The sequence below is a fragment of the Streptacidiphilus sp. PAMC 29251 genome, assembly GCF_054208735.2.
Genome location: NZ_CM135725.2, coordinates 2,161,203 through 2,174,263 on the forward strand (window position 1 = coordinate 2,161,203; position 13,061 = coordinate 2,174,263).

1 protein-coding gene and 1 pseudogene are annotated in these 13,061 nt (G+C 74.1%); both read right to left on the bottom strand.

What is annotated here, in order from left to right; genetic code table 11:
- Nucleotides 1-36: 36 nt before the first annotated feature.
- Nucleotides 37-396 carry an acyl carrier protein gene (locus ACXKR8_RS10210; RefSeq protein ID WP_462100437.1) on the bottom strand — a complete coding sequence of 120 codons (360 nt, stop codon included), beginning with the start codon at nucleotides 394-396 and terminating at the stop codon, nucleotides 37-39.
- 374 nt (nucleotides 397-770) lie between these two features.
- Nucleotides 771-13,013 (bottom strand): annotated as a pseudogene (locus ACXKR8_RS10215) (SDR family NAD(P)-dependent oxidoreductase); the annotation flags it as partial.
- Nucleotides 13,014-13,061: the final 48 nt, after the last annotated feature.

Sequence of the window (13,061 nt, forward strand, 5' to 3'; positions counted from 1 at the left end):
TGACGGTGTGTCGGAAGGGATGGATCTGACGGTTGCTCAGAGGGATTCGGCGTTCCGGTCCATCAGCTCGAACAGCTCCTCGTCGGTCGCGGTCTCCAGGTCGAGTTCGTCGTCGAGGCTGAGCAGTCCGCTCTCCTCGTCGCCCCAGCGGTCCACCAGGGCCCGCAGTCGGGCCAACAGCCCGTCGAGGTCCTCGGCGCCGCCGCCGGTCGCCGCGAGCGCCTGTTCCAGCGCGGTCAGCGAGGCGGCGGCGGTGAGCGGGGCAGCGGCGGAGCCGTCGGAGGGGAGTTCGGCGAGCAGATAGTCGGCGATGGCGGCCGGGGTCGGGTGGTCGAAGACCAGCGTGGCCGGCAGTTCCAGACCGCTGGCCACGCCGATCCGGTTGCGCAGTTCCACCGCGGTGAGCGAACTGAGCCCGAGGTCGCGGAACGCACGGTCGGGTCGATCCCGGCGCTGCCGGTGTGGCCCAGGACCACGGCCACCTCGGCCAGGACCAGGCCGAGCAGCGCGGTCGCCCGCTCGGACGGCTCCAGCCCGGCCAGCCGCAGCGACCAGGCCGGCCCGGCGTCGCCGGACGTGGACTGCAACTGCGCCAGCGTGGCGCTCACCGTGGTGTTGGAGACCACCGCGTCCAGCCAGTACCGCTGCCGCTGGAACGCATAGGTCGGCAGCGCGACCTGACGTGGCGTCACCCCGGTGAAGGCGGCCGACCAGTCGACCCGCACTCCGCGCACATACAGCTCGGCGACCGAGGCGAGGAAGCGCCGCAGATCCCCCGCGCCGCGCCGCAGCGAGCCGACCACCGCACTGCTGCGCCCTTCGCCCGCCGACTCCAGCGTCTCCTGGAGCGGGACGGTGAGCACCGGATGCGGGCTGACCTCGACAAATGCCGTGTGGCCCTGGGCGGCGAGGGCGCGCACCGCCTCCTCGAAGCGGACCGTCTGGCGCAGGTTGGTGACCCAGTACTCGGCGTCCATGATCGCGGTGTCGATCCAGTCGCCGGTCACCGTGGACAGCAGCGGCACGGTGGCGGTGCGCGGCCGGACCGGCTCCAGCAGGGTGAGCAACTCCTCGCGGAGGTCCTCGACCTGGGCCGAGTGCGAGGCGTAGTCGACCTGGATCAGCCGGGCCCGGACGTCCTCCGCCTGGTACTCGGCGACCAGTTCGGCCAGCGCGTCCGGGTCCCCGGACACCACCACCGAGGAGGGCCCGTTCACCACCGCGACGGAGATCCGGCCCTGCCAGCGCTCGATCCGCCGGCTCACCTCGGCGGCCGGAAGCGTCACCGAGGCCATGCCGCCGCGCCCGGACAGGGCCAGGATGGCCCGGCTGCGCAGGGCGACCACCCGGGCGGCGTCGTCCAGGGTCAGCGCACCCGCCACGCAGGCGGCGGCGATCTCGCCCTGGCTGTGGCCGACCACGGCGTCGGGACGCACGCCGTAGGAGGTCCACAGCTCGGCCAGGGACACCATCACCGCCCAGAGCGCGGGCTGCACCACATCAACCCGGTCAAGCCCTGGGGCGGACTCGGCGCCGCGCAGCACCTCCAGCAGCGACCAGTCGGTGTGGGCGGCCAGGGCCTTGGCGCAGTCGGCGATCCTGGCCGCGAACACCGGTGCGGTGTCCAGGAGTTCGACCGCCATCTCGGCCCACTGCGAGCCCTGTCCCGGGAAGACGAACACGGTCTTCCCGGTCAGGTCCGCCGTTCCGGTGACCAGCCCGGGGGCCGGGTCGCCGGCGGCCAGCGCCTGCAGCCCTTCCAGGCTGTCGGCCGCACCGATGACCACCGCCCGCTGCTCCAGCGCACCACGGCTGGTGAGCAGCGCATGGGCGGCGTGCACCGGCTCGGGCGCGCCCTCGGCGGCGAGGTGCTCGGCCAGCTTGGCTGCCTGCCCGCGCAGCGCCTCGGGCGTACGGGCCGAGATCAGCCAGGGCAGCGCCACCGGGGCGGCGGCCACCGGCTGCGGCGTTGCGTCGGTCGGACCTGCGGGCTGCTGCGGGGCCTGCTCGATGATGACGTGGGCGTTGGTGCCGCTCACGCCGAACGAGGACACACCGGCCCGGCGCGGACGGCCGCTCTCCGGCCAGGGCTGAGCCTCCGTCAGCAGCCGCACGCCTCCGTCCTGCCAGTCGACATAGGGGGAGGGCTGGTCCACATGCAGTGTCTGCGGCAGCAGACCGTGCCGGATCGCCTGCACCATCTTGATGACGCCGACCGCACCGGCGGCGGCCTGGGTGTGGCCGACATTGGACTTCAACGAGCCGAGCCAGAGCGGCTGTTCCGGGTCGCGGTCCTGGCCGTAGGCGGCGATCAGGGCCTGCGCCTCGATCGGGTCACCCAGGGTGGTGCCGGTGCCGTGGCCCTCCACGGCGTCCACCTGATCCGGCGTCAATCCGGCATTGCCGAGTGCCCGCCGAATCACCCGCTGCTGGGACGGTCCGCTCGGCGCGGTGAGGCCGTTGGACGCGCCGTCCTGGTTGACGGCCGTGCCACGGACCACGGCCAGCACCTCGTGGCCGAGCCTACGTGCGTCGGACAGTCGCTCGACCAGCAGCAGCCCCACTCCCTCGCCCCAGCCGGTGCCGTCGGCGGCGCCCGCGTAGGCCTTGCAGCGGCCGTCGGTGGAGAGAGCGCGCTGGCGGCTGAACTCGACGAAGGTGGTCGGTGTGGACATCACCGCGACGCCGCCGGCCAGCGCCAGGTCGCACTCCCCCGAGCGCAGCGATTGGGCGGCCAGATGCAGCGCGACCAGCGAGGAGGAGCAGGCCGTGTCGACCGTCACCGCCGGGCCCTCGAAGCCGAAGGTGTAGGAGATCCGGCCCGAGGCGACACTGCCCGCGCTGCCGTTGCCGAGCCAGCCCTCCAGCTCCGCCGGGACCTCACGGACCCGTGGTGCGTAGTCGTGGTACATCACCCCCGCGAAGACCCCGGTCCGGCTGCCGCGCAGGGTGTCCGGGTCAATGCCGGCGCTCTCCAGCGCCTCCCAGCTGGTCTCCAGCAGCAGCCGCTGCTGCGGGTCGGTGGCCAGCGCCTCGCGGGGCGAGATGCCGAAGAATCCGGCGTCGAAGTCGGCCGGGCGGTCGAGGAAGCCGCCGTGCCGGGTGTAGGAGGTGCCGGGGTTCTCCGGGTCGGCGGAGTAGAGCGCCTCCAGATCCCAGCCCCGGTCGTCGGGGAACTCGCTGATCGCGTCACCGCCGCTGGCGACCAGCCGCCACAGGTCCTCCGGCGAGGCGACCCCGCCGGGGAGCCGGCAGGCCATCCCGACGATGGCGATGGCGTCGTCGTCCGGCTCCGCAGTGGTCGGCTCGGTGGGCGTCGGGGCGGGTTCCGGGACGCTGCCCAGGAGTTGGGTGCGCAGGTGTTCCGCCAGCGCGCCGGGGGTCGGGTGGTCGAAGACCAGGGTGGCCGAGAGCCGCAGGCCGCTGGCCGCGTTGAGCCGGTTGCGCAGCTCGACGGCGGTGAGCGAGTCCACACCCAGCGCGGTGAAGGCCCGGTGCGCGCCGACCGTCCCGGCGTCGGCGCCCAGCACCGTGCCGACCTCGGTACGGACCAGGTCCAGCAGCAGGGCGTCACGCTCGGCGTCGTCCGGTAGCGCGGTGAGCCGCTGGGCGAGCGAGGAGGCCGCGGGTGCGGCCGTCCCGGTGCTGGCCGTGCGGCGGGTCGGCCGGACCAGCCCGCGCAGCAGCGGCGCGACCGTCCCGCCCGCTGCGCCGAGCGCGGTGGTGTCGAACGGCGAGGGAACCAGCAGCGGACGGTCCGGGAGCCGCAGCGCGGCGTCGAACAGAGCAGTCCCCTCGGCGGAGGTCAGCGGCTTGATGCCGAGTCGGACCAGCCGGGCCAGGTCGGTGGCGGTGAGGTGGCCGGTGATCCCGCTGGCCTGGGCCCACTGGCCCCAGGCGAGGGACTGGGCCGGCAGACCCAGCGCCTGTCGGTGGGCGGCCAGGGCGTCCAGGAAGGTGTTGGCGGCGGCGTAGGAGGACTGGCCCGGCGAACCGAGCACCCCGGCCACGGAGGAGTAGAGCACAAAGGCGGCCAGGTCAGGCTGATCCTTCGTCAGTTCATGGAGATTCCAAGCCCCGTCGAGCTTGGACCCGAGCACGGTGTCGAGGCGTTCGGCCGTCAGCGAGCCGATCACCCCGTCGTCCACCACACCGGCGGTGTGCACCACGGCGGTCAGCGGGTGCTGCGACGGTATCGCCGCGAGGACGGCGGCCAGGGCGTCGCGGTCGGCGGCATCGGCGGCGGCGAGCGTCACCTGTACGCCCAGGGCGGCGAGTTCGTCCCGCAACTCGACCGCGCCGGGTGCGGCGGAGCCGCTGCGGGACAGCAGCACCAGCTGCCGCACACCGCGTTCAGCGACCAGGTGTCGGGCCAGCAGCCCACCGAGCACTCCGGTGCCGCCGGTGACCAGCACGGTCCCGTCCGGGTTCCAGGGCAACGCGGTGGCGGTGGCGGCGGCGCTGTCCGGGACGGTGGCGCGGGCCAGTCGTGGCACGTGCACCAGCCCGTCGCGCAGGGCGAGTTGGTTCTCGTCGGCGGCGCGTGCCGCGTCGATGGCCGCGCCGAGTACAGCCTCGGAGGCGGCGCTGCCGTCCAGGTCGACCAGCAGGAAGCGGTCCGGGTTCTCGCTCTGCGCGGAGCGCAGTAGGCCCCAGACCGAGGCCGGCACCGGGTCGGTGTCGGCGAGATCTGTGACGGCGACGGCGTTGCGGGTGACCAGGATCAGACGTGCAGCGGGGTCGTTGTCGTCGGCCAGCCAGTTCTGCACCAGCGTCAGGGTGCTCCGCAGCACGGTCCGCACCTGGGTCGGCACGTCGGCGTCAGCGGCCGATGGACCAGCTGCGGCCACCACATCCACCCAGGCGGGTGCGGTCGGGGCCGCGGTGGTGGCGGGCAGCGGAAGGACCGGCCATTCCACCGTGAAGAGTGCGTCCTGGCCCAGCGCCGGCGCGCCGCCGAGGTGTCCGCTGGTCACCGGGCGAGTGGCCAGTGAGGCGATGGAGACGACCGGCGAACCGGTAGCGTCAACGGCCTGCAGCGAGAAGCTCTGCGGACCGTCCACCCGCAGCCGGACCCGTAGGTCGGCCGCGCCTGCGGCATGGAGTGCCACGCCCCGGTAGGCGAAGGGCAGTTGCGGCCCTGCTGCCGGGTCGGTACGCAGTCCCGGCAGTTGCAGCGCCGCGTCCAGCAGCGCCGGGTGGATTCCGAAGCGCGCGGCCTGCTCACGTGGGGCGTCCGGGAGTCCGGCGGTCGCGTAGTAGGTGTCACCGTCGCGCCAGACCTGGCGCAGGCCGCGGAAGGCAGGCCCGTACTCCAGCCCCGAGGCGGAGAGCGCCGCATAGACCTCGTCGATCTCGACCGGCAGCGCGCCGGTCGGCGGCCACACCTCCACGGTGAAGTCCGCAGCTGCCGGCAGCGGCTCTGCGGACAGCACGCCGACCGCATGGCGGACCCAGGCGCCGTCCTGCTCCGGGCGGCTGTGCACGGTGACCGAGCGACGGCCGGCGTCGTCGGCCTCCCCCACCGCCACCTGGATCTGCACGCCCCCGTGCTCGGGCAGCCGCAGCGGTGCCTCGACCACCAGTTCGTCCAGGGTTCCGGTGCAGGCCTCGTCGCCGGCCCTGATCGCCAGTTCCACCAGCGCCGCGCCCGGCAGTAGCGCTGTGCCCAGAGCAACGTGGTCGGCCAGCCAGGGGTGGGTGCGCACGGACAGGCTGCCGGTGAGCAGCACCCCGTCCGCGTCCGGCAGGGTCACCGTGGCGCCGAGCAGCGGGTGGTCCACGCTGCCGAGGCCCAGGCCACCGGCGTCCGTCGAGCGGACGGCGGGCTCCAGCCAGTAGCGGCGGCGCTGGAAGGGATAGGTCGGCAGATCGACTCGGGCCGGGCGCGGACCGGTGAACAGCGCGGTCCAGTCCACGGCGTGGCCCTGGACGTGGACCCGGCCGAGCGCGGTGACGGCAGTGAGCGGCTCGGACCGGTCCCGGCGCAGCGTGGGCACCGCGACGGCGTCCGGCAGGACGCCCGTGACCAGCGCGGTCAGCGTGCCGTCCGGGCCGAGCTCGACGAAGGTGCCGGCGTCGTTCTGCTCCAGCGCGGCGACCGCGTCGCCGAAGCGGACGGCCTCACGGACCTGCCGGACCCAGTAGCCGGGGTCGGCCAGTTCGTCGGCGGTGGCGATCCGACCGGTCAGCGTGGACACCAGCGGGATCTGCGGTGCCGCATAGGTCAAGGTCGCGGCGATGGCGCCGAACTCGGCCAGCACGCCGTCCAGGTGCGCGGAGTGGAAGGCATGGCTGACCTTGAGCCGCCGGGTCCGGTGGCCCTGGTCCGCGAACTGCTGGGCGACGGCCAGCACGGCCTGCTCGTCGCCGGAGACCACGACCGCGGTCGGGCCGTTGACGGCGGCGATGGAGACAGCGCCGCCGTGGGCGGTCAGTGCGGCCAACACCTCGGCCTCGGTGGCCTGGATCGCGGCCATCGCCCCGCCGCCAGGGGCCGCCTGCATGAGCCGCGCCCGCGCCGCGACCAGCACGGCCGCATCGTGCAGCGAGAGCACACCGGCCACATGGGCCGCCGCCAGCTCGCCAATGGAGTGGCCGGTGACAAAGTCGGGGCGGACGCCCCAGGACTCATAGAGCCGGAACAGCGCGACCTCCACCGCGAACAGGGCCGGCTGGGTGTAGCCGGTGTCATCGAGGCCGACCCCGGAGCCGATCACCTCCGCGAGGTGCCGGTCCAACAGCGGGTCCAGCTCGGCGGCGACGGCGTCAAAGGCCGCCGCGTAGGCGGGATACGCCGCATACAGCTCGCGTCCCATCCCGGTGCGCTGACTGCCCTGCCCGCTGAACAGGAAGGCCAGGCCGCCCGCGCCGGCCACCGAACCTGACACCAGCTCAGGCCCGGACTCGCCGCGAGCGAGCGCCCGCAGCCCGGCCGGATCGCCGAGCACCACGGCACGCTCCTCCAGTGCGGAGCGGGTGGAGGCCAGTGCGTAGGCGGTGGCAAAGAGCTCGGGTGCGTCGGCGGTGTCCAGTAGGTCGGCAAGCTGTCCGGCGGCCGTGGCCAGCGCCTGCGGGGTACGGGCCGAGACCACCCAGGGCAGCACCGCGGGGGCCTGGTCGGCCTCGGGTGCAAGCGGCGCCGTCTCCGGGGCCTGCTCGATGATGACGTGGGCGTTGGTGCCGCTCACCCCGAAGGCCGACACCGCCGCCCGGCGCGGCCGGTCCAGCTCCGGCCACTGCTGAGCCTCCGTCAGCAGCTGTACACCGCCCGCCGACCAGTCCACAAACGGCGAAGGCGCGTCCACGTGCAGGGTCCGCGGCAGCAGCCCATGGCGAATCGCCTGCACCATCTTGATGACCCCGGCCACGCCGGCCGCGGCCTGGGTGTGGCCGATGTTGGACTTCACCGAGCCCAACCACAGCGGCCGGTCCTCGTCTCGGCCCTGGCCATAGGTCGCGATCAGAGCTGTCGCCTCGATCGGGTCGCCCAGACGGGTACCGGTGCCATGTGCCTCCACCGCGTCCACATCGCCGGTGCCGAGGCCGGCACTCGCCAGCGCCTGCCGGATCACCCGCTGCTGGGACGGGCCGCTGGGGGCGGTCAGACCGTTGGACGCACCGTCCTGGTTCACCGCCGAGCCGCGCAGCACCGCCAGCACCTCATGGCCGTTCCGCTGGGCGTCGGAGAGCCGCTCCACCAGCAGCAGCCCCACGCCCTCGGCCCAGCCTGTCCCGTCCGCACCGGCCGCGAAGGCCTTGCAGCGGCCGTCCTCGGACATCGCGCGCTGCCGGCTGAACTCGATGAAGGTGGTCGGGGTGGACATCACCAGCACGCCGCCCGCGACCGCCAGGTCGGACTCGCCGGAGCGCAGCGACTGCGCCGCCAGGTGCAGCGCCACCAGCGAAGAGGAGCAGGCGGTGTCGACGGTCACCGCCGGGCCCTCGAAACCGAAGGTGTAGGAGATCCGCCCCGAGGCGACACTGCCCGCGTTGCCGATCCCCAGGTAGGCCTCCAGCTCGTCCGGCACCTGCTGGGCCGCCGAGCCGTAGTCGCGTCCGGAGGTTCCGGCGAAGACACCGGTTCGGCTGCCGCGCAGCGCGTCCGGGTCGATGCCGGCCCGCTCCAGCACCTCCCAGGTGGTCTCCAGCAGCAGCCGCTGCTGCGGGTCCACGGCGAGGGCCTCGCGACGGGAGATCCCGAAGAACTCGGCGTCGAAATCCGCCGCGCCCTCCAGGAAGCCGCCGTGCCGGGAGTACGAGGTGCCCGGACGGTCCGGGTCGGCGCTGTAGAGCCGGTCCAGATCCCAGCCGCGATCGGTCGGGAACTCGGTGAGGGCGTCCACGCCCTCGCTGACCAGCCGCCACAGGTCCTCCGGCGAAGCGACCCCGCCGGGGAAGCGGCAGGCCATGCCGACGATGGCGATGGGGTCGTCGTCCGTACGCACGGCGACGGCGGGCAGCAGCGCGGCCGGGGCCTGGTCGCCGCCCCACAGCTCCTCGGCCAGCCAGTCGGTGAGCGCGGTGGGCGTGGGGTGGTCGAAGACCACGGTCGCGGGCAGCCGACGGCCGGTCACCGCGCCGAGGCGGTTGCGGAACTCCACGGCGGTCAGCGAGTCGAAGCCCTGGTTGCGGAAGGCCTTCGCCGGATCGATGTCCTCGGCCGAGCCACGCCGCTGCACCAACGCCGCTGCCGCCCGGACGATCCCGAGCAGGCCACGCCGCCGCTCACCAGCAGGCAGGCCGGTCAGACGGGCCGTCAGGTCACTGGAGTCGATGGATGACGCAACGTCACCGACCTTTTCCCGAAGAACTCCGGGAAGCTCAGCGGCCAGTGGGTGGCTTCGGCCGCGGAAGAAGGCGGCCCAATCGACGTCGGCGACCACCAGGTGGCTCTCGTCCTGGTCCAGGATCTGCCCGAGCAGTTCCACCGCGGGCTCGGCGGGCAGCGACGCCAGCCCGTGCCGCAGCAGTTGCTCCTCCGCGCCCGAGGCGGCGATGCCGGCCCCGGCCCAGTGGCCCCAGGCGACGGAGGTGGCGGTGAGCCCGGCGGCTCGGCGCTGAGCAGCAAGGGCGTCCAGGTAGGCGTTGCCGGGGGCGTAGTTGCCCTGGCCGGGGATGCCGCAGAGGCCGGCCACCGAGGAGAACAGCACAAACGCCGACAGGTCGAGGTCCGCCGTCAGCTCGTGCAGATACTGCGCCGCACGTACCTTGGCCCGCAGCGCGAGGTCCAGGTGCTCGGGGGTGAGGGCGGTGATCAGGGCGTCGTGCAGGGCGGCGGCGGTGTGCACCACCGAACCGAGCGGGCGGTCGGCCGGGATTCCGGCGAGCAGGGCCTCGACTTCGGCCCGGTCGGAGATATCGGCGGCGGCGAAGGAGACCGCCGTGCCGAGCGCGGTCAGTTCGGCCGCCAGCTCGGCCGCGCCGGGGGCGTCCGCGCCGCGCCTGCTGACCAGCAGCAGGTGCTCGGCGCCGCGACCGGCCAGCCAGCGGGCGACATGGCCGCCCAGGGCGCCGGTGCCGCCGGTGATCAGGGTGGTGCCGCGGGGAGTCCACGGCTCCGGGCTGTCGCCTGCTGTCGAGGCAGGGGCCGGGACCAGGCGGCGGCCGAAGACTCCGGCGGAGCGCAGGGCGACCTCTGCCTCACGTCCCCGGCCCTGGCCCCGCTCCTGGTCCGCGAGCAGTCCGGCCAGTTGCTGCCAGCTGCGGGCGTCCGGTGCGGACGGGAGGTCGACCAGGCCGCCCCACTGCGCCGGGCTCTCCACCGCGAGGATCGCGCCGAAGCCCCACACCAGCGCCTGGTCCGGCGCGGTGACCGGGTCCGAGGGACCGGTGGAGACCGCGCCGCCGGTCAGGAACCAGACCGGAGCGGTGGCCCCGCTGTCCTCAGCCGCCTGGGTCAGCGCCACATTCGCGGCGTAGGACCAGGGCACGGCCGGGTACGCGGGGTGGCTGCCCTCGCCGAGCCCCAGCAGCGACACCACACCGGCGACCGGCTCGTCGGCCAGCACGCCCAGCTGCTCGGCGAGCGCGGCGCGGTCGACCCCGTCAGCGGCGACGAGGACCGGCACCACCTCTGCGCCGCGCGCGGTCAGCTCCCGGCTCAGCCCGGCGGCCCAGGCGTGGTCGGCGTGGGTCGCGGGCACCGCCAGCAGCCACCGCCCCGACAGCCGCTCAGCCGCCGTCACCGGCACCGGGCGCCACTGCACCCGGTAGCGCCAGGAGTCCGGCCCGGAGAGGTCCGCGCCGCCCCCGACTCTCGCCAGCAGTTCCGGCGAGCGGGTGGCGTCCAGCCAGTAGCGCTCCCGCTGGAAGGCGTAGGTGGGCAGCTCGACCTGACGGGGCTTCACTCCGCCGAACGCCGCCGTCCAGTCCACCCGCACGCCGCGGACGTGGAGTTCGGCCGCTGACGTCAGCCAGCGCTCCTGGCCGCCGTCGCCCCGGCGCAGCGAGCCCACCACCACGGTGTCGCGCACCTCGGCGTCCGCCAAGGTGTCCTCGACCGCTCCGGTGAGCACCGGATGCGGGCTGACCTCGATGAACACGGTGTGCCCGTCCGCCGCCAGCGCGCGTACCGCCTCCTCGAAGCGGACCGTGCGGCGCAGATTGGCGAACCAGTAGTCGGCGTCCATGCCCGCCGTGTCCTGCCAGTCGGCGGTCACCGTGGAGAACAGCGGGACGTCGCCGTTCCGCGGCCGGACCCCGCCGAGCAGTTCCGTCAACTCGCCGCGCAGCCCCTCGGTCTGGGCGGAGTGCGAGGCATAGTCGATGGCCACCGGACGGGCCCGGACGCCCTCGGCGGTGTAGGCGGCGGTGAGTTCGGCCAGGGCCTCCAAGTCGCCGGAGACCACGGTGGAACTCGGGCCGTTGACCACGCCGATGGAGAGCCGCTCGCCCCAACCGGCGATCCGGGCCTCGACCTCGGCGACCGGACCGGCCACGGCGATCAGCCCGCCGCGTCCGGACAGTGTGGCCAGGGCCTGGGCGCGCAGGGCGACGATCCGGGCCGCGTCGTCCAGGGTGAGGCCGCCGGCCACATAGGCGGCGGCGACCTCCCCCTGGCTGTGACCGACCACGGCGTCGGGGAGGACGCCGTAGGACTTCCACAGTTCGGCGAGGGCGACCATCACCGCCCAGAGCGCGGGCTGGACCACATCGACCCTGTCCGGGTCGGGGGTGCCGTCGACGCCGCGCAGGACGTCGAGCAGCGACCAGTCGGTGTGCGGGGCGAGCGCGGCGGCGCACTCCTCCAGCTTGGCCGCGAACACCGGCGAGGTCGCCAGCAGTTCGGTGGCCATGCCGACCCACTGCGAGCCCTGGCCGGGGAAGACGAAGACGGTCTTCCCGGTGACATCGGCGCTGCCGCGGACCACACCGGGGGCCTCCTCGCCCCGGGCGAGCGCGGCGACGCCTGCGGGGTCGCCGACGACCACGGCGCGCTCTTCCAGCAGCGCACGGGTGGTGGCCAGCGCATGAGCGGTGTGCAGTGGCGATTCGGCGGTCTCAGCGGCGGCGTCGAGGTGCGTCGACAGCCGTGCGGCCTGGCCCCGCAGCGCCTGCGCGGACTGGGCCGAGAGCAGCCAGGGGAGCACGGCGGGGGTTGCATCGGTGGAGTCGACAGGCGCCTCGACTTCGGGGGCCTGCTCGATGATCACGTGGGCGTTGGTGCCGCTCACCCCGAACGCGGACACCGCCGCCCGGCGGGGCCGGTCGAGACCGGGCCAGGGCTGAGTCTCCGTCAGCAGCCTTACTGTGCCGTCCGACCAGTCCACATACGGGGACGGCTGGTCCACATGCAGGGTCTTCGGCAGCACGCCGTGGCGCAGCGCCTGCACCATCTTGATCACACCGGCCACACCGGCCGCGGCCTGGGTGTGGCCGATGTTGGACTTCAGCGAGCCCAGCCACAGCGGCCGGTCGGCCGAGCGTCCCTCGCCATAGGTGGCGATCAGCGCCTGCGCCTCGATCGGGTCGCCGAGACGGGTCCCGGTGCCGTGCGCCTCCACCACGTCCACATCGCCGGCGCCCAGGCCGGCCGCGTCCAGCGCCTGCCGGATGACGCGCTGCTGGGACGGGCCGTTGGGGGCGGTGAGCTGGCTGCTGCGGCCGTCCTGGTTCACGGCGGAGCCGCGCAGCACGGCCAGTACCCGGTGGCCGTTCCTGCGGGCGTCGGCGAGCTTCTCCAGCACCAGCACGCCGGCGCCCTCGCCCCAGGCGGTGCCGTCGGCCGCGCCGGCGAACGGCTTGCAGCGGCCGTCGGGGGCCAGGCCGCGCTGCCGGCTGAACTCGATGAACATTCCGGGGGCCGCCAGCACGGTCGCGCCGCCCGCGAGCGCCAGCGTGGACTCGCCGGTCCGCAGCGACTGCGCGGCCAGGTGCAGCGCCACCAGGGAGGAGGAGCAGGCGGTGTCAATGGTGACGGCCGGGCCCTCCAGGCCGAGGGTGTAGGCGATCCGGCCGGACGCCACGCTGGTGGTGCTGCCGGTCAGCACATAGCCGTCGGTCTGCTCGGCGGGAAGGTGGTGCAGGCTCGGCCCGTACTCCTGGGCGATCACCCCGGCAAAGACACCAGTCCGACTGCCGCGCAGGGCGGTGGGGTCGATGGCCGCATGCTCCAGCGCCTCCCAGGCGGTCTCCAGCAGCAGCCGCTGCTGCGGGTCGGCGGCCAGCGCCTCGCGCGGGGAGATGCCGAAGAACCCGGCGTCGAAGTCGCCCGCCTCGTAGAGGAAGCCGCCCTCGCGGGCATAGCTCCGGCCGTGGCGCTCCGGATCGGGGTCGTAGAGGTGGTCCAGATCCCAGCCGCGGTCGGTCGGGAAGGGGCCGATCACGTCCCGCTCCTCGGTGACCAGGCGCCACAGGTCGTCGGGGGTGCGCGCGTCGCCGGGATAGCGGCAGGCCATCCCCACGATCGCGATCGGCTCGTCGTCCTGGGAGTGCGCGCCGGCCTGGGCCGCAGCGGCAAAGACCTCGGCCTCACGCAGGCGGCCGCGAGTCTCGTGGAGCTCGGTGGCGACCCGGTTGAGGTAGTCGCGGAGCTTCGCCTCGTTCGTCGTCATCTGTGA